This window comes from Bradyrhizobium diazoefficiens (assembly GCF_016616235.1).
In the GTDB taxonomy this organism is placed as follows: Bacteria; Pseudomonadota; Alphaproteobacteria; order Rhizobiales; family Xanthobacteraceae; genus Bradyrhizobium; species Bradyrhizobium diazoefficiens_H.
Genome location: NZ_CP067100.1, coordinates 661692 through 680302 on the forward strand (window position 1 = coordinate 661692; position 18611 = coordinate 680302).

Genomic DNA, 18611 nt, shown 5'->3' on the forward strand with positions numbered 1-18611 from the left:
GTCACCCGGCGTATTTATCCCGAATCGCCGACAGGATCTGCATACGGACTGCTGACCTAAAAAGAGCTGCCCGCCTAAGTATAACGTCTCCGAGACCTGCGCTCCTTACGCGGGTGTCTCGGCGGGAGTTCGACCGTTGGCCGCTTGACGCCGCCGATCTTCTTCCACTCCTTGTGCCGCGCGAGCGTTGTGCGCTTTGAGACGCGCATCATGTACGCAACAGCGAGCGGTGTTTTTCCGGCATCGAAGAGGCGATAGCAGACTTCGACGCCTCGCTCCGACAGCGTGCCGTTGTCGCGGAAGTGCGCGGGATCGTCTGGCTCGAGACCCACCAACTCGCCGAGCGTCGTTTCCTTGACTATCTGGTCGGTCCTGATTTTCCGCGCCGCGATCTGGCGGTTGATCTTCTTTGCTAGCTTACTCAACTCCGCTTCGTAGGTTTTCTCCGCCGCCTCAAAAAACAGGCGGTCCGAACTCATGGCCAGGCCGAAGTGCTTGCCGAAGCGTTCCGGCAATGCTCGCCTGTACCACTTTAGGCGCTTCAGTTTCCCGTAGTCGTATTTCGGCGTCTCGATCTTATGCTCTAACAGTTTGCGGATGAAATTCGAGCGGCCAATGTCGAAGGTCAACGTGTGGGGTTCGTGCGCAATATCGTTGCGGAAGTCGATCAGGGTCTTCAGCTCGTGGCGCTCGGCTTTCGAAAGGTGGCCTTCCTTGAGGAAAAAATCGGCCGCCATCGCGTAGTTGAATTTCGTGCCCGGTTTGAATCTCTTTTTTGTGCGGAAGCGGTCGCTGACCTCGACGGTGGAGGTCAGGAATCGCTTCAGGTCCTCCGCGTAGAAAAACGACAGCATCATCTCGAACGCGCGGAACTTGAGAATATTCCGTTCGAGTGCCGGCAGCTTCGTGCCCTCAGGATGTTCAAGTGACCGCATTTTCCCCCACCCGCGTTATGCGGCCGTCCGTATGTGTTATACTCTCAGCACGAACACATCAGAAGCCGCGGCAGCGCTCGCAAGTCGGGATGGGCTGCAGTTAAACAAAACGGGCGGCAAGAACGAGTGAGCGAGCACATGCGTGGCTCGCCCTGAAGAGGGGCACGCATCGCGAATTCCTCAACACTCTCTTTTCCTCATGCGGCTTGAGGCGCGGCCCCAAGCGGCTGGAGGGATAAACGGGTAAGTGCTCTTGAGCGGGGCGACCAGGCTACTGACAAACAGCCGGGCCCCGCGCCGGGCTTCTGATTCGCCGGCGGTCAACGGTAGAAATTCATATCCACACCCTTGCGGCCCATCCGAGGTGCTCCCATGTGTCCCGCGACACCGAAATAGTCGAAGCGTGTAGGGGACACCGGTAGACTAATGTAAACGCCCAAAAATCCCCAGCTCGCTGGCTTAACGCGCGATGTCGACTAAGTTAGGACCCCGCGCACGATGACAGGAGGCCCATATGGGCATCTTCCTCGTCCTCGAAGCCAGTCAGCCAAACGGTAAGGTCTACCGTCTCGGCCTAGGGTGCCTCGTGCCCCCGCAACTGGCTTCGATGGTTGCCGTGATCGTAAGGCTGTTCTGAATGGAAGGGCCGCTCCGGAAAGGGGCGGCTTTTCTATTTTATACGTTCTGCGAACCCACAAGATCCTGATACTCATCAAATCCCGCGTCTGAAAGGGCCGTGCGGTCTGTCCGGCTGAAATACTTGGCAACGCGAGCCGCAGTTACTTGCGCTGTGCCGTTAGTCAGATCGCAATTGAAAGCCGTTATGGCGGCTTGCGGTGGGACAAGTTTGCCGGGGTTGGGAATGAACCCGGCCGCAACGCATGTATCGCGTACGTCCTCATAGGCAGCCGTAAGGACCGCCTCGTCCTTGTGCGAGCCGATGAAGTCGTCGAGGTAGACAGAGATACACACTCCCTTCGCTATCGCCCGCTCGATTGCGTCAGCGACCTCGGACTTCATTAGCGCGAGGCTCGCAAGCAGCGGCGATTGCACGAAGCCGATGGGCAGGGCGTGTGCCGGTCCCGGCAGCGGATTGCGAACGCATGACCACATCGCGAAGGTGTTGGCGCCCGGGTAGCCCCATTGCCGAAGCGCTCGGGTCACGCGCATTCTAGCGATCGAGTAATAGAAATTTTGGATGTCGATCTTGAAGAAGAGATTGTTGTTCAGGTGCGAGTGCAGCGCCGCGACGTGTCCACCCTTTTTGAAGTGGTACATGTAATCGGGAAATATCACGCGGCGTTTGAAGTAGGCGAGCATCCGCCGGCCACGCCGTTCGCATTTGTCATTCGGAACGAAAAACCACTTACCGCGCGACCGATATTTGAACTCGTAATTGACGATCATGGCAGTTGGCGACCTTACCCACAATTTCAATCAGAAGATTGACGACGGTCAGTACCGGGATCAACCATTCCGCGATCTTGCGGGTAAGGGTCGCCATACGTGCTAAAAACTTGCGCATATGGCATCTCCATAGTTCCCCGCCAGCTACCCGCGACCCAATAACTTGGAGTCGTCAACCGAGAAGCACCTGATACGCAACGTTTCATCACGCATCAGTTGTTCGAACGCGAACATCCGAACCATTACGATCCGAACATCCGGTGTCGCCAGGTCATCGCCAGCGGAAATCACAACGTGGAGATGCAGGTTCCATTTTTCAAGCGTTTTGACTCAATTCCCATCGTCCCGAGCAAAAAAGAGCTTGGCGTCACGTAACTCGTTGATTCAAGACGATTATAATCTGTCCCCAAGCTGGGATAGGTGGTGCTTGAAGCAAGTTGTTCCATAACATCCGATGTGCGAATCCACGCCGCGCCTCTCCCAGCTTGGAGAGGGCTTTACCGGCTTCCGGTATCCCCGGCCGATGAACTGAGCAAAGCCTGCTGCTGATCCCACTCAGCTGGGATGGACTTCAGGAGCTGAGCCAGCTGAAGACCGTCCGGCTGCAGCCCATTCAGGATGGCTTCGGTAATGGCCGGCGAGAGCAGCGTGAGCCGCAGCACCCGGCAGAGATAGGACTCGTTGATCTTCTCGGCCTTAGCGAGGTCTCGCACCGAGCTAAACAGGTTCGATTCCAGCATATTGCGCCAGCGATGGGCCCGCACGACCGCCTTGACCAGCGTGTTGTCGACCTGCGGCTGCGGCGGCGACCAGGCTTCCGCATTGGCCGGGGTTACGACGCGTTTACGACCGCCCTGCCGGCGAAACGAGATCGGGATGCGCACGACCATTGTTCGGCCGTCGCGACCGAGCTTCGGTCGACCAATGGGGCCGAGGGTGAGGGTGGTTGGCCTGTTCATTCGGCGGCCTGCTGGAAGGGCAGTGGCTGCAATTCGGTTGAGAGTGAGGTCAGGCCCTGGATCTTCAACGTGATGTCCATCCGCTCGGCATGCATGTCGATGCGTTCGACCAGAAGCTGAATGACACGCGCCTGTTCGGCAGGAAACAGTTCTTCCCAAAGTTCGTCAAAGCCGACCAGCGCAGTTCGCACTTCGTTTTCGTTGACCTCACCGACCTGCTTGCTAAGTGCGCGCCAGGTCTGGACGATGACTTCAGGCGTTTGTAACAGCCTACGGACTTGATCTATGATGATGCGCTCCAGCTCCGCAGCGGGCACCAGCTTAACCGGGCAATCCGATCTCCCCTGCTTCATAGCTGTCTGGCTGATATAGTAACGATAGAGGCGTCCTGATTTTCGCGTGTGGGTCGGGGACATTGCGGCGCCATCCGGACCGAACAGCAGGCCTTTCAATAGAGCGGGCGTTTGAGCCCGGCTGTTGTTCGCGCGCTTGCGCGGGCTTTCCTTGAGAATGCCGTGCGCCTGATCCCAGAGTTTGCGATCGATGATCGCTTCATGTTCGCCTGGATAAGAGACGCCTTTGTGGACCGCCTCGCCGAGATAGACCCTGTTGCGAAGGATTCGATACAGCAGCGTCTTGTCGATAAGGTGACCGTAGCGAGTGCGTTCGTTAGCAGAGATAAGCTCTCGAGCCAGAAGGGTCGCGGATTTGAGTTGTACGAAGCGCCGGAAAATCGTCCGCACGCGCTCGGCATCAGCTTGGTGAACCAGCAATTTGCGGTCTCCGACTTCGTAGCCGAGAGGGGTCCAACCACCCATCCACTTACCGCGCTTGCGGGAAGCCGCGACCTTATCGCGGATCCGTTCACCGATCAGCTCGCGTTCGAACTGCGCGAAGGTCACCAGGATGTTCAACGCCATGCGGCCCATGGCATCTTTTGTGTTGAACGATTGGGTGACGGAGACGAACGTCGCCCCATGGCGTTCGAACATTTCGACAAGATTGAGAAAATCCAGCATCGACCGTGAAAGGCGGTCGATCTTGTAAACGACGATGACGTCGACCTTGCCCGCCTGGACAGCAGCAACTAGCCGCCTCAGAGCCGGCCGTTCGAGAGTGCCGCCGGAAAAGCCACCATCATCGTAGCGGTCCGGGGCCGGCGTCCAACCCTCAGCTCGCTGGCTCGTGATGTAGGCCTCGCAGGATTCTCGCTGCGCATCGAGCGAGTTGAAGTCCATGTCGAGGCCTTCCTCGCTCGACTTGCGGGTATATATCGCACAGCGGATCTTCCGCGCCGATGCCGGGCTTGAGGCGGATCGCTCGAAGGCGTCCGCGAAGGGGCTGGCTCGTCCCTTTGCCGGTCTGCGGGAAGTCATTTGCCCACCGAGTTCTTCAAGCCGAAGAAGACCCAACCATTCCATTTTGTGCCGGTGATCTGGCGGGCGACGGAGGACAGCGACTTGTAGGGGCGGCCTAGATATTCAAAGTCGTCGTGGCGAACGGTGACGCAGTGCTCAACGCCTTCCCATTCACGGATCAGCTTCGTCCCGGCGACGGGCCGCAGAAGCGGTCGAATTTTGCGATCCGCCGGCTTTTGGTCGGCATACTGCTTGGCCATGGCTTTGAGGCGCTCGGTGGTTTCCCGGGTCAGGCCGCCATAGGCCAGCTCCTGGATGCGGTAGGCTAGCCGGCTCTCCAGGAATCGTCGGTTGTAGGCAGGCGGCTCGGTGTCAAATAGTTCGCGCCAGCGGGCCTTCAGGACGGGGGCAGCGGCGCCCTTCAGGGCGGCCAACTGCGCCAGCATAGACGAATTCATGACCCTTCTCCGATCGGCGGTATGGGTCGACCACCGCCTGGAAAACGAGCGGAGTAAAGCGGATCTTTTCCGTTCAGGTCCGAAACTTGACTGGACTTTCGGTTCAACAGGCGCGCTAGACCGCACGCCAAAATCTCAGATATTTCGGACAAACAGACATCAGCTGCGGGGTTCGGTGTCGTACCGACCCGCTGACTCATGGTTGGCCATTGGCTGCGGCGTCGCATGCCGCTAGCCACGCCTCGATTTCGTGCAAATAATAGTAGACCAGACGGGGGCCACAGTGATGATGGGGCGGCCCTATGCCAGTCATGCGCCACTTGGCGAGCGTAGATCGACTCACGCAAAGATACTTTGCGGCTTCAATCGCTCGCAGCCTTCGGCATTGTTCTTGATGCACCTTCATTCTCCTTGGTCACTATGATTCGCCTTGTGCCAAGGAAACTGTCAGAAGGTGCTTATAGCGTCAGGTGATACAATGGCGCCCATTTGCTAGACTGACCCCAGCGGCTGGGATGCTCAAGTCCAATGGTCTCTAGAAATTCGGGCTCGAACAGGAAGTATCGCCAAGAATCTTTCGGGTGCGCCATATTGCGCTCGACGCGGCAGTAGCTTGCCTTAATAGCATCTGGCCCGCCGAAGGCAGGCGTGTTCCTGAGAAGCATCGATGCGCATTCGTAGGCCCTTAGCCAGTCGTGTCCGTACCAGATGGACATCTTCATTGGATGCTCGAGCACGCTAGGAGGTGCGTCTGCATCCGTTTTGAGCGTCTCGCTAAAGGTCTTTTGCTGAAGGCGAGCTTCTCGGACTAAATCCCAACGCATCAGATCGATCATATCTTGCCGGCAACGGTCCAGGATGCCCGACGAGCGGCCTCGGTTCTTGGGTCGACTGGGAGCCAATTGCTGGCAGTATCCCCGAGCAGCGTGACTCACGAGCCAGTCAGGAACGGGTACCTTGTGACGATCGCAGAAGAAAAGCGCGGCGGCTGGTGCGAGTTCGATACCAGCATCTGTCGCCATTTGCAATTGATGGAGTTGACGCTGTCTAGGATCGTCAGTTGCTGAGTGCCTCCGATGCATTCCCATGGCTCGAAACCCTCGTAATGATTCGTCATCACGATAATATTCGAGCGCCTGTGAGCAAGAATAATCCTTTTACATAATAGTAGTCGATCTTCACAATTTCCATTTGGCACGAGGGGACCTCTGATTGCGTACGTAGAGCACACGGGATTCGCATGTCAGTCACGCCACTAGAAACTCTCCTCGCTCATAAGGTCATCAATCTGGCTACTGAACTTTCAGGAGCAGAAAAGCGCGTCGCCGGCGCGCTACTCGATCATTTTAACCGTCGCACGGGCCAGTGCGACCCGAGTCTCAATACGCTCGCAGATCTTATTGGTATGAGCCGTCGCACGGTTATGCGTGCGGTCGCTCGTCTGGAACGGTTGAGCCTCTTTCGGAAGGTGCGGCACGGTGGCAAGTTCCACCGTAATAGTTACGAACCAATCTGGCCTTCGTTTAGAGAAGCCGAAGACCGATGGAATGCTCGACGCAAGTTTCGGAAGCAGAAGTCTGCGTCGCTCTATGTGTCACCTTCGGCGGGACAGACGCGACACCCTGGCGGTGACGGGCATGGCCACCAAACCTATTCTAGTAATCCATCATATAAAACCTTAGCGGCCAAACGTCCTGAGGGTTCGGCCGCGCGAGCAGCGCCGGTTACAGGCTTGGCGACGAAGTTGCCGAGGAAGGAGTTCGAAGCATTCAATTCAAGAACGCTGACGACGTCCTCCGCAAACGTGGCGCGTACGGCTGCCGAAAGGCGATGGAGCGACAATCTCCGATGTGAGCTGTCAACGAAGGTCGCGGTTTACGGAGCAATTGTCGATTTCATAGACGAGCCACTCCGTAGTGCTGCGACGGAAGCTGAACTCAACTGTCGCGGAGCTGGACTCCGACTTGTCCTGCAGCGCTACCGCGACAGTACCTTGAAGATGGGAGATCGTGGTGAATAGTGAGACCGGGGGGGCGGGTCAAACCTCAGGGCCGCGTGCAAGCACGGACCGGCGCCTCTCTCATTCAGGGATTTTTTTCCAGCGCAGGCGAATTTTCGGGCCTGTAGGGGGATGCATTTCGGGCGCCTCACCCTGCCAAGCATCTAGCCGTGCGGCGACCACCTGCAACACTTTGAAGACGCAGCACAATTTCGGACGGGTGGTTCTGTTGCCCTTCGTGTCTGCCTCAACGCAGCAAGCAGCAAGCAAAACCGACCATTATTTTCCTTTGAGCGGCTCGGGATGGTCACGCGCGACCCTGCTTAAAAAGGTGAATCAATTCAATGGCCCTGGTTTGGGAAAATTGTCGCGAAATTCCCTAGGGGGAGGGGGGCGTCGATGACATGGCAATGTGCAAAAGGCCGAGGCAAGACATGACACACGCGGCGTACCCAGAGGAAGCGAACGCACGACTTCAAATCGAATACTGGCCGCTTGATCGGCTAATCCCCTACGCGCGCAATGCGCGCACCCATAGTCCGGCCCAGGTCGCCGAGATCGCCGGCAGCATTCGCGCCTTTGGCTTTTCGAACCCGATCCTCGTCAGCGAAGGCGCAGATATCATCGCGGGACACGGCCGGCTAGCCGCTGCTCGCAAGCTTGGTCTGACAGAGGCGCCGGTCGTGGTCCTCCGAGGATTGACGGAGGTGCAACGCCGCCAGTTGGTGCTTGCCGACAATAGGATTGCGCTAAATTCAGGTTGGGACAGCAAGATGCTAAGCCTCGAACTGGCTGACCTGTCTGCGTTGGGTGCCGATCTCGCGTCAATTGGCTTCAGCAAAAAAGAGTTGGCGGCCGCGCTATCACGGGTCGAGAGCGGCTTAACGGACGAAAACGATACCCCCTCGATCGTCGAGGTCGCCGTCTCCCGACCCGGTGACATCTGGCAGCTCGGCCCTCATCGCGTTGCGTGCGGCGATAGTCGAGACGCAGCTCTCGTCCGTTCACTGCTGGCTGGTGCCTTGCCTCAATTGATGGTCACCGATCCGCCTTATGGCGTCGACTACGACCCGGAATGGCGTCATCGTCGGGGCGTCAACAATTCGAAGCGAACCGGCAAAGTCCGCAATGACGAGATCGCCGACTGGGCGCCTACCTGGGGCTTATATCCAGGCGAGATCGCTTATGTCTGGCATGGTGCTTTACGGTCGACTATCGTAGCCGAAAGCCTTCTCAAGAGCGGCTTTTCGATCCGCGCGCAGATCATCTGGGCCAAGGAGCGCTTAGTCATGAGCCAGGGAGACTATCACTGGCAGCATGAGCCCTGCTGGTATGCGGTCCGGAAGAAGGGTAACTGGACTGGCGATCGCAAGCAAACGACCGTCTGGAATATCAGCAGCGGCGGGCAGGATGCCGAAACCAAGCACTCGACCCAAAAGCCGGTCGAATGCATGCGCCGGCCGATGCTAAACAATTGCAGTCCTGGACAGGCGGTATATGAACCCTTCCTTGGAAGCGGAACGACCCTGATCGCGGCGCAATCGTGTGGGCGCATCTGCTTGGCGTCCGAGATCGATCCATTGTTCGTCGATGTCGCGATCCGCCGTTGGCAAGCCTTCACAGGTGAGAAGGCAATTCGCGAGCGAGATGGCGCCTTCTTTGATTCGTTGGAGCAGGAAACGCAATCCTCGGATGGCGCTCATGGTCCGCTAGTGTGATCGGAACGGACATGCGTGGCCGTCGTCCAAAACCAACAAGGATTAAGGCTTTGACGGGCAACCCGGGGAAGCGTCCCCTCAATGTGCACGAGCCGCGGCCTGAACCCGCGCTACCCGAGTGCCCACTGGAACTCAATTTGGTTGCCAGGCGCGAATGGGCGCGGCTGACCGGCGAGCTTTCAAAACTCGGCCTCATAACTCACCTCGATCGCGGCGCGCTAGCTACCTACTGCGGCGCCTATGCGATGTGGGCGGAAGCGATGGAGCAGATCCAGAAGTTCGGTACGATGGTTAAATCACCGACAGGATATCCGATACAGTCACCCTACCTAGCAATCGCTAATCGACAGGCAGAGATCATGATGCGCATTGCGTCGGAGTTCGGTTTCACGCCTGCAAGCCGGAGTCGGATATCCTTGCCCCCACAAGATCAGCTACCACTTTTTGATGGCGAGGATGGAGAGAGCTGAGCGCCCTGTGGACATTCGCGCCTATAGTAGCCAGTAATTTAGAAATGGTCGTGCAGATAAGAGGGGATACTTTTTCGATATGGTCGCATATGCGAGCTATACGGCTCAAGAATTTCTCATTACGCCGGACGACGCGATTTTCGCCCGTCTGGTTCGAAGTGATGCAGTTTCTGGCTTCAGCCAATTCTCTCATAAACAAGGATGGTCGTGGGGTGAAGCCGTTCGGCTTATGAAGTCGGTTTGCGAGCAGCTCATCGCCGCTGATGTACGATATTCAGATGTCGGCATCGTCTTGGAGTACCGCATCCCCCGCCGAGAAAAGCGGTTGGATGCTGCCTTCCTATTTCGCGAAACAATCGCAGTTGTTGAGTTCAAAGCAGGGAGTTCCGCAGCGACGAGCGAAGCTTTGGCTCAAGTTGCCGACTATTGTCTCGATCTGGCCTACTATCACGCGGAAAGCCGAGGGAGGAAGATCGTTCCCATCGTGTGCTCAACGGAGGCCCAGTCCAGCCAGGTAGTGCCTACCTCCGATGCGACGTTGATCGAGGACACACAGTGCGTCGGTGAAGCGGATTTCGCGGCACTGTTGACCCGCATTGCAGACGGCGACAGGCAGGGGACTTCTGATAATATTTCGCACGTGCGGTGGTGCGCGAGTTCCTATCGACCGATTCCTGGAGTCATTGAAACCACGGTAAGCTTGTTCAACAAGCACGGCTCGGACGACATCAACGCCGCGCTGGCCGACCGCAATACGATCGATCGCTCAATGAGGGCGATCGAGGGCATCGCGCGAGAGTCTCGCGAGCGGAGCCAAAAGACTTTGTGCCTTCTCACGGGCGTTCCCGGCGCGGGCAAGACGCTAACCGGACTTCGTATCGCACACAGTCCGGAATTTCTGCAGGCCGGTTGGCGGAGCGTCTTCCTGTCTGGAAACGGTCCATTGTTGAAGGTCCTGAAAGCTGCTTTGGCGGCGGACTATAAAGATCATCAGGGCTGCACCAAAGCTATTGCGCAGCGACATGCCGAATCATTGCTGCATAGTGTGCATGCATACCTTGCCGAAGCTCAAAAGACCGAATCGCCGCCGTCAGAGAGCGTTGTGATTTTTGATGAAGCGCAGCGCGCCTGGGATGCAGCCAAGATGCAGAAGATGGCGGCGCGACAGCGTAGCTTCGGTGCCGTGACTGAATTGTCGGCACCTGCTACGGCAACTTCCGAACCGGCTCAGATTCTCGAAGTAATGAACCGCCATGCGGACGGCGTCATGGTCGTGGCTCTCTGCGGAAGCGGGCAAGAGATCCATGATGGGGAAGCTGGCGTTGGAGAATGGATCGCCGCTCGGAATCAGTCCTATGCCGATTGGCGGCTCATCTGTAGCCCTTCTGCGATAGAGCGAGCGGGTGTGGACGCCGCGGGCGTAAATGCCGAAGTGTGGCCAAGTATGCATCTGACCAGCTCAATCCGCAGTCATCGTGCGTCTGAGCATGCTGATTGGGTGGATGCTGTGCTGACGGGACGTCCCAAAGATGCGCGCCAACACATAGATTATACCGGTTTCCCGATAGCCCTCGTCAGGCGGCTGGATGATGCTAAGGCGTGGCTACGCAAGACGACCCTCGGGTCTAGGCGCTTCGGCTTGGTCGCAAGTTCGGGCTGTTCTCGCTTGAGGCCATATGGGCTCGAAGTTTCTGCCGGGTTCAGGAAGGAATTGGACTACGCTGAGTGGTTCACCGCGCCGCGAGGTGATTTGCGATCGTCATTTGCATTGGAGACCGCCGCAACGGAATTCGAGTGCCAGGGCCTCGAGTTAGATAGGGTGGCCATTTGCTGGGGGTGGGACCTGACCGTTGGCGATGGTGAACTTCTGCCGCGGACATTCCGCGGGACCAACTGGACCAACGTGAGGCGGCCGAGGGAGCGCGAGTACACGATCAACAAGTATCGTGTTCTTCTGACCAGGGCACGTGAGGGAATGGTGATTTGGGTGCCCCTGGGAGACGAGGAGGACCAGACCAGATCACCGTTCGAGATGGATCGGCTGGCCGATTACTTGGTCGATTGTGGCGTGCGGCCTATTCGGCAATCGGTCAACGGCTCACTTCTTCCATAACATCTCATATCCGAATGACGTCAGATGTTCGCAAAAGAAGGCGGACGTAATCGTCGATTCGGCTTCGCGAGCTAATGGCGAACGGCTCGTCGCGGAGATTGGCAACGCGCTCAGGCGATCTTACTCAAAACGGCGCACCCGGTAATCAGTCCGGCATTTCCGCTGAGACGGAAGCGAACTGCCCGTCTAAATCTTAGGGCATCTCGCGGCAAGCTGTGTGGCGTCATGGTCCACGCTATGCAATCCTGAGACCGGACACGCCTCTTCAGGGATGTTATTGATCAATGCGCGATCGCGGTCGTACCCGGCGTTGGTCGGATCACGGGCGTTGCTGCCAATTTGGGCGGTGAGGACGGTTGTCGGGGTAAGAGGAATATGGGCGCAGGTGCCGCGGGGCGGGGCTTGACTGGAGCGACCGGCGCACGGGGCGTAACACTTGGTGCGCGAGCGGGAGTGGGCTGCGCAATGCTCGCGGTGGCCTCATGGGCGCTCGACTTCCGCAGCCGAATTTCAATTCGGCGCCGTTCCGGGATATTCGCGGGAATCCCCTCGATTGCGAGCGTCTCATCTGTATTCACGAGCTGCGCGCCTGAAAGTGGAATGATCTTGTAGTTTGCAAGCTGCGCGTTCTGCTTGAGGGCGCTCACGACCGATACTGCACGTGCCAGCCCCAAGCCGGCGTTGTCGGCCGGAACAAGCTTTGCGACCTCCGTCTTGCCTTTCAGGACGGTCAGCAAATCCCGGTCCAGATTGGACTGGTGCACGCCGAGGGGCTGCTCATCGGTGTGACCAACCACCTCGACGACATCCACCTCATACTGTTTAATGTACTCCAGCACCTTGGTTGGGATTTTGGTCAGGAGGCTATCACGGAAAGGTGCAGAAAGCTCTGCGCTCCCGCTCTTGAAGAAATTGCCGTCAGCCTCGCTGAGGCTGATGATCGGTGGCCACAAATGGCCAGGCGCGCCTCCGGCCGGAGCGGTACGCTTAAGCGCATCGATGATGGACTGTGTTGATACAGAAGGCTCGCCCGGCTTTGCCAGCTCACGGTTGATCGCCGCCATGGTGTTTGCGTCTTTGACCGCCTTTTCGACGTCGATGCCATTGGCATCCAACGTCTTGACTTGTGCAATCCGCTCACGAAGCTCCTTCAGCGTCATACCGGACTTTTTGAGCTCATCGGCGGTTGCGCGACCTTCCACCAGTTCCCGCCAGTATTGATCAATTGCCTGAGGATCGCTACCGCCTGCGAGAGCCTTGAGCTTTTCGACGAGGGCCTCGTTCTTGCCCAGCGTTTGTACAAGGTCTTGACTGCGTTGATTATCGGCAAGCAGCTGCTCGACGCGCTTGTCCGCCGCAGCGCGCTTCTCCTGCTCCTTCAGGATGAAGGTCGCCATGGCAATGAGCAGACAGAAGACCAGGAGGAGCATGATTTCTGCCATCGTCAGGCCGAGCACCAGGCCCTTCCGGTACGAGGAGCCTTGCCTGCTGATCTGGCCGTTCACGACTGACATGGTTGCCGCCTAGGTGTTGTGTCCACGGCCGGCCCAAGGGCCGGTGGCATACCGCTGCGCATTCTCCGCGCGGATTTCGTTCATTAGGTCGTTTAGCGCTGTTGCAAGAACCTGCGTTTGCCGAAGGTTCTCGTCCATTGCCTTTGCCTGTGTCTCGGCACTCTTGTTGAACGAATTTACAGCCCGCGAAAGGCCCTGGATCATCGGCGCGAGCTTGATTTCGATAATCTGCTCCGGCGTCTGCAGCGACGTCAACTTGCCCACGACAGTGTCGATCGCCTTGATCATGGCTGCCGTGCTTCTCGTCAGCCGATCCCCCTGGTCTACCAGCTGCTTGGACATGGCCTCGAACGTCCTTGTCGCCTGGCTGTTCATCATATTGAGGGCTTCGCCCGAACGCTTGGACGCATCCTCAAGAGGCTGACGCGCGGTGACCGCGAAATCCTTGATCTCGCCTGCAAGTTCCTTGCGGGTCTCGCCAAGGGTCTCCTTCAGCTCATCAAGCGCATCGCCTAAGGACTGCTGGGTCATCCTGCGGAAGGAACTGAACTCAAGAATGGTGCTCTCCAGCTCAACTTTCACCTTACGAGAGGCTTCGGCAAGCTCTAGGCGCGCCGTCGCTTCAACTTCGATCGGATCGCGGCGCATCTGGTTAAAGAAGATGCGGAGCGCGACGCCGGCAATCGTCGAGGCGATGGCGATACCAAAATTCCTCACGATCTGCTCGGACCCGCCTTCGGGTGAGAACTGATAGAGCGATACTCCAAGGCTGGTCAGCGTGAACAGAAAGCCCATGTAATACAGATTATCGCCGGACTGGTCGTCCCGAAGGCGAAAGAGCCGCGCAGATCCGAGGAGGAGCGCGTACCCGATCATGATCAGGACGGGCACCGCCGTCACCAAAACAGGTGCGAAATCGTGCGCTTTCGAAAAGACGATGTATCCGCTGCCCGCCAGCACGACGGCGAAGAACACCAGCCCGCTTAACAAGCCTGGCGGCAAGAGCCTGTCTTTATTGTCGGCCGCCATCGGTCATGCTCCCTGCAGGCGCTTGAGGCTGCCGATCAGTCCGCGATTGTCCGAGATCCATTCTCGCCAGAAGCCCATCAGCTGGCCGTCGTCCACAACCGCCTTGCCGTTCACCTGGCGGCTAACCAGCCGTACGAAAACCGTCGCATCGTGGAGCTCGGTCCGGTACTTCAAATAGGCAGGGGATTGCCTGAACCGCTGATAGGACAGGTCACCGGATCGGGGATATTGGCTGTAGTCCTTTGTGGACTCGATCATGTCGGAGATGACGTAGAGTGTCTTTTTGGTGTTTTGCCTGGCGCTCCCGGAAAACTCGCTTATCGCAATGTCCTGGATCGCGCCCATGATCGGTGAGGCGGTGGCCCGGGCCGGCGTGACACTCTTATCGATGGCCTCCAATGCCGGCTTGCGGAAACTCTCGATCCAGCGCAAGCGCGCAGCCTCGATATTGTTTGTCCACTCGCTAAGGCCCGTACCGTTGCCGGGATTACATTTGGCAAACAGCGAGCGGCTGCGTAGGCCGGCGATATCGAGCACCCGGATGTCGAGCTTGTGGTAGGGCGGTAGCGTGGTGACGATCTCCTGCAGGAGCCCGAGAACCTCGCGCCGAGTGGCATCAGGCAAATCATCCGACGTATCGATCAATACGACGGTGACACCTTGGGCACCGCCAAGAGGACAAAGGGTCTCCTCAGCCACGGTCGGGGGCCGCTCGGTGAAGAACGCCAAATACATCAGCGCTGCGCCACAGGAGACCGCAACCAGGAAAAGAACAATGCCGAGGTATCCTGCCCAGCCGATGCCGGGGGAACTCCGTCGCCGCGGTGTAGGCCTAGCCACTCTTGCTGTCCTTCTCCGGAAAGAACTGGTCGATCTCGCGGTAGGACCGCATCGCCCGTTCGAAGGCCTCGTTGATGGCTTTGATCTGGTCCTTCAATAAGCCTTGGGTCTCGTCAATCATCTGGCGCAGCCGATCGCGGGCAGTCGAGTCGGGTTCGGCATTGGCATACACGATGCGTTCGAGGACAAACGGCTTGGCGAAGGAGGCGGGCGGTGGGGTTGATCGTGCCTTGCGATTCGCCTCGCGATATAGGCCGAGCAGTGTGCGGCCTGCCGTCTCGATCTGGTTCTGCTGCTGGATGAAGCGCTGATTGAGCCGGCTCCGGCCCTGGAGGATCGAGTCGTATTCGGCGCGCCGCTTCGAAAGATCGGTGGATGCCGCGTTCATAACGTCGGTGGCGTCCTGTCGAATGTCTCTGAGCCGCTCGATCAGGTCGCTTTTGATATCCGTGAATTGCTTGCTAGCGTCGTTCCAGCGCCGCTCAAGACCGGCATAGCCGATGTAAGGATCGAAGAACGTGAGTCCGTCCGCCATCGCGACAAGCGAGAAAACCAGGCCGATGCTGATAAACACCCACGAATTGACGTCAGTCAAATCGAAAGGGGCCGTCAGGAGGCGATGCAAAACATCCTGGCCCACATCTCCGGCCAGACTGGGCTTCATTTCGCGAAGGTGCGCAAGGGTCAGGTTCAGTGCACCCGCGAAGGCCAGATAGCTGACAAAGAAGATCGCGCCGATCAGCTTGAGTAAAAGATTGCGGTGGAAGATCGGCCTGATGAGGACCAAGCCCCACAAGAAGCTCGCAAGGATGTTCAGCGCGGCAAACGTGGCCGCCTGGATAGCCGCGCCGATATAACCGCCCATATTGGCCTTGGAGAGGAAGCCCGCGTTGACCGCGACCTCGATCACAAAGAGAATCGCAAGCAGCCCGACCTTCAGGATAATCTTTCCTGGCGTTGCTAGCCGGGCCGGCCGCTGCAGACGGTGCCGCTTGCGGAACGCCTCACGTTCCAGCTCAGATTCATGGAGCCGGCGACGGTGGACGAACAACTCGTCGCGCCCCATAGTCGCTTCCGCTTCGAAATCTCCAACGGCTTCTGGCGCGGTTTGCTGGATCACAGCGAAGCGCTCCTCGAAACTGAGCGAGGTCATGCGTTCGTCGTACGTATGTAGATGGTCTTGGTAGACCGAATGAGAATCTTGCTTGTGGGCTTCTATCCGCTCGACAATTAAATGTTCGACGTCGTCCAGCGTCTGGTCATCGGAACCTGGCCGGTTCTGTGAACCGCGTTCCCGGCCAAGATTCGTGAGCTTCAGCTCGTCCGCTACTCGGTCGACGTTGAGATCAACGAATACGGTCGTGGCCGGACGATAGTCGTGCGGCGGCTTGTTGAGCAGGGCCCAAAGCCGCGCGATTGGGGAGAGCCGTGTCTGTGATCGGTCCATCGTGGTTCGCAATTAAAGCTTCGATTTACGGCAGCCGGCAGCCTGGGCTTCCGCCTCGGTGCAGAACCAGCGCCGCAACGAACTCGGCTGCATGCTCAGCCTGTCGTAAAAGCGACCGCCCGGCACGTGATATATGCATTGTGGCGTACTGCTCAAATTACCTTTGATCAAACAATTGCCAGTCGGTGGTGCAGGATTCGCTGCCGTATTCGAGACTAAGGCTCGCTGCGCTGAGGATGGGACGGAGAGTGCGCCCAGGATCTCCGTCGAATTACTGCGATGGCGCCAATCCCAAGGGGCTATGAAAGCTCCGCCCCAAAGTCCGCGCTGATGTTCGCGCGCCAAATTTTCGTCGTTGACGTATTCCGCGGAATATCTGCGAAACGCCAAAGCCCAGCCGTTCTGGACAAGCCACCGCGATACGTTCTCGCCGCCGACCGCGCATAAACCAAGCGATCGCCTGTAAATGTCCGTGCCCGTCAGCTCGCAGGACCACTCCCGGTCTTTACTGAAGGACCGCAGGCGCTCCCGCGCTTCGATGCCGCAAGTCCATGTTTTGCCCGCAGCATCAAGACAGATCTGATCGGTCTCGGGGGCGTCGACCCCGCTAAACCGGATCTTGGTCTGGCCGATGTAGACGGTGTCTGCATCAACGATTTGCGGCACGCCGCGCACCTGCCCGGCGCCCGCGGCGTGCATGCTGATGAATAGGGCTGCGACAGCCAGCAATTGCCGCAAAGATCCCCCCTTTTTGCAACAATCTTCGATAGTTAACAGTCTATTACACTTTTTAGGCGAATTGGGAGAGAAGGACGCTTGCCTTGATGATATGGTTAATCGCCGAGCTTCAGCTCGCATTAGATGGTAACCTGAAACCCGCAAACTCAACCACGCGATGCATCAGTTTCTCGACCGTCGCTGACATCCGACCCAAACCTCTTTGGTTCCGTGTGGCGTCAACGTGAACATCGGCAGCTGGCCGATTTGTACGGTCTGATCAACGAACTCGGCGCGCAGCCAGCGATCAGAGCAAATATCTGGGCCGGGCGGTTTTAACAGTTCCCTAGGAGCACACTTTGGATCGACAACATAGCGCGCCTGTTCTTCTCACTGCAGAGGGATACTCTGTTGTTCTTGAGCCGGTCCCGCAGCGCGGTTCAACGTCAACGATGCTTGAGGCGCAAATACAGGAGTTAGTCCATGCTCACCCCTCCGCGCTGCCAATCGCCGAAATTGATCCTATGTTTGTGGGTGCGATTAGCGTCTGCCGGGAAATGCAACTTGGCAAGGCTGGGCGCGTCGACAATTTCCTAATCACTCCTTCGGGCCTGCCGGTGCTGGTCGAGTGCAAGCTGTGGCGTAATCCGGAAGCGCGGCGGGAGGTGATCGGCCAGATCCTCGACTATGCCAAGGTGCTTAGTCGATGGTCTTTTTCTGATCTCCAGCGAGAAGTTGGGAGCCGCACAGGCATGGGGCCGGACGCACTTCTCCAACTTGTCCGCAGAGTAGCCCCGAATGCTGACGAGATCCAATTCACCGACGCTGTCACGGCAAACCTACGCCGCGGTCGCTTTCTGCTACTAATCCTCGGTGATGGAGTGCGCGAGGATGTCGAGGCCATAGCGAGTTATCTGCAGATACATGCCGGATTGCATTTCACCTTTGGTCTTGTGGAATTTCCGATATATCGGTTGCCTAGCGGAGAGCATCTGGTCGCACCCCGTGTCGTCGCCCGCACAACGTCCATTTTGCGCAATGTCGTTGCGGTGCCTGAACGCTTTATTGTGCAGGATCTGAACGAAGTCGCAGCTGAAGATGACACAGAGATCGATCCAGACCGCGCTGCTTTGGCCGCTACACAGCAGGCGTTCTGGAAGGAGTTTTTGGACGCTCATTTGCAACTGGACGATCGGACCCAAGGCGTCCCCAAGCCTGCGCGTCAGGGCTATCTCGCATTTATGTTGCCGGCCCCCCAAGGCAGCAGCTGGCTCACGGTCTTCCGAGACCTTCACAAAGGAGAGGTTGGCATTTTCCTCTCTGCCAGTCAGAACAGCCCCGGCGAGATCGCTATGAATGAAATCATTGCCAACTGGGACGAAATTAAACCCGCTTTGAACGGCACAGCCCGGCTAACGGACGATAAATATAATCGCAAGCGGATCATCGATTCCAAGACAGTAGGAAACTTGAACGACACTGCCATTCGAAAGGTGGCCTTTGACTGGTTGGCGGAGCGCGTAAACACCTTTGTGAACGTCCTGCGTCCCAGAATCCGCGACGCGGTCGCGGATGAAGCGGGACACGTCGACTAGCGGTACTTTAGCACGCTGCTGTTCTTGCGCTCCCAGTCATTCGGAGAGGAGC

18 protein-coding genes are annotated in these 18611 nt (G+C 57.8%); 5 read left to right on the plus strand and 13 right to left on the minus strand.

The annotated features are described in order from the left end of the window. Positions 1 to 74: 74 nt before the first annotated feature. The 8 genes from JJB99_RS03095 to JJB99_RS03130 all read right to left on the minus strand — a co-directional run bounded on the left by JJB99_RS03095 (position 75) and on the right by JJB99_RS03130 (position 5953). Complete coding sequence (locus tag JJB99_RS03095) at positions 75 to 935, minus strand: hypothetical protein (protein ID WP_200497343.1); 861 nt, start codon at positions 933 to 935, stop codon at positions 75 to 77. Positions 936 to 1610: 675 nt separating this feature from the next. Beyond that, complete coding sequence (locus tag JJB99_RS03100) at positions 1611 to 2342, minus strand: reverse transcriptase domain-containing protein (RefSeq protein ID WP_200497344.1); 732 nt, start codon at positions 2340 to 2342, stop codon at positions 1611 to 1613. After that, on the minus strand, positions 2302 to 2460 hold the full coding sequence (locus JJB99_RS03105) for a hypothetical protein (protein WP_200497345.1): 159 nt from the start codon (positions 2458 to 2460) through the stop codon (positions 2302 to 2304). Before JJB99_RS03105 ends, JJB99_RS03100 begins: the two co-directional genes overlap by 41 nt. Positions 2461 to 2839: 379 nt before the next feature. Beyond that, on the minus strand, positions 2840 to 3232 hold the full coding sequence (locus JJB99_RS03110; protein ID WP_246775127.1) for a hypothetical protein: 393 nt from the start codon (positions 3230 to 3232) through the stop codon (positions 2840 to 2842). Between the two features lie 65 nt (positions 3233 to 3297). Next, a complete protein-coding gene (locus JJB99_RS03115; protein ID WP_246775128.1) occupies positions 3298 to 4539 on the minus strand; it encodes a recombinase family protein in 1242 nt (413 codons plus the stop codon). Positions 4540 to 4673: 134 nt separating this feature from the next. Then, complete coding sequence (locus JJB99_RS03120) at positions 4674 to 5117, minus strand: DUF2924 domain-containing protein (RefSeq protein WP_200497348.1); 444 nt, start codon at positions 5115 to 5117, stop codon at positions 4674 to 4676. Positions 5118 to 5313: 196 nt separating this feature from the next. Next, positions 5314 to 5523 (minus strand): helix-turn-helix transcriptional regulator, encoded by a 210-nt coding sequence (locus tag JJB99_RS36875; RefSeq protein ID WP_200497349.1) that lies wholly within the window; start codon positions 5521 to 5523, stop codon positions 5314 to 5316. A gap of 52 nt (positions 5524 to 5575) precedes the next feature. Beyond that, entirely contained in the window at positions 5576 to 5953 is a 378-nt protein-coding gene (locus tag JJB99_RS03130; RefSeq protein WP_200497350.1) for a hypothetical protein, read from the minus strand. Positions 5954 to 6357: 404 nt separating this feature from the next. Here JJB99_RS03130 and JJB99_RS36880 point away from each other — a divergent pair, with 404 nt between their 5' ends. The 4 genes from JJB99_RS36880 (at position 6358) to JJB99_RS03150 (ending at position 11417) form a co-directional block, all read left to right on the plus strand. Next, a complete protein-coding gene (locus JJB99_RS36880; RefSeq protein WP_200497351.1) occupies positions 6358 to 7137 on the plus strand; it encodes a helix-turn-helix domain-containing protein in 780 nt (259 codons plus the stop codon). Between the two features lie 413 nt (positions 7138 to 7550). Further along, on the plus strand, positions 7551 to 8834 hold the full coding sequence (locus tag JJB99_RS03140; protein ID WP_200497352.1) for a site-specific DNA-methyltransferase: 1284 nt from the start codon (positions 7551 to 7553) through the stop codon (positions 8832 to 8834). Between the two features lie 137 nt (positions 8835 to 8971). Then, positions 8972 to 9304, plus strand: a complete 333-nt coding sequence (locus JJB99_RS03145; RefSeq protein WP_246775129.1) for a phage terminase small subunit P27 family — start codon at positions 8972 to 8974, stop codon at positions 9302 to 9304. 79 nt (positions 9305 to 9383) lie between these two features. Continuing rightward, positions 9384 to 11417, plus strand: coding sequence for a DNA/RNA helicase domain-containing protein (locus tag JJB99_RS03150; protein WP_200497354.1), 2034 nt, complete (start codon positions 9384 to 9386; stop codon positions 11415 to 11417). A 281-nt stretch (positions 11418 to 11698) separates the two neighbouring features. Here JJB99_RS03150 and JJB99_RS03155 read toward each other — a convergent pair whose 3' ends face one another. From JJB99_RS03155 to JJB99_RS03175, 5 genes are all read right to left on the minus strand, one after another. Continuing rightward, a complete protein-coding gene (locus JJB99_RS03155) occupies positions 11699 to 12931 on the minus strand; it encodes a hypothetical protein (RefSeq protein ID WP_200497355.1) in 1233 nt (410 codons plus the stop codon). A 9-nt stretch (positions 12932 to 12940) separates the two neighbouring features. Beyond that, positions 12941 to 13960, minus strand: a complete 1020-nt coding sequence (locus JJB99_RS03160) for a hypothetical protein (RefSeq protein WP_200497356.1) — start codon at positions 13958 to 13960, stop codon at positions 12941 to 12943. A gap of 3 nt (positions 13961 to 13963) precedes the next feature. Continuing rightward, positions 13964 to 14695 carry a hypothetical protein gene (locus JJB99_RS03165; protein ID WP_200497357.1) on the minus strand — a complete coding sequence of 244 codons (732 nt, stop codon included), beginning with the start codon at positions 14693 to 14695 and terminating at the stop codon, positions 13964 to 13966. 97 nt (positions 14696 to 14792) lie between these two features. After that, positions 14793 to 16247 carry a hypothetical protein gene (locus JJB99_RS03170; RefSeq protein WP_200497358.1) on the minus strand — a complete coding sequence of 485 codons (1455 nt, stop codon included), beginning with the start codon at positions 16245 to 16247 and terminating at the stop codon, positions 14793 to 14795. Positions 16248 to 16259: 12 nt separating this feature from the next. Then, positions 16260 to 16976 (minus strand): thermonuclease family protein, encoded by a 717-nt coding sequence (locus tag JJB99_RS03175; protein WP_246775130.1) that lies wholly within the window; start codon positions 16974 to 16976, stop codon positions 16260 to 16262. 347 nt (positions 16977 to 17323) lie between these two features. Between JJB99_RS03175 and JJB99_RS03180 the strand changes: the two genes are divergently transcribed. Beyond that, positions 17324 to 18559 (plus strand): hypothetical protein, encoded by a 1236-nt coding sequence (locus JJB99_RS03180; RefSeq protein WP_200497360.1) that lies wholly within the window; start codon positions 17324 to 17326, stop codon positions 18557 to 18559. Positions 18560 to 18611: the final 52 nt, after the last annotated feature.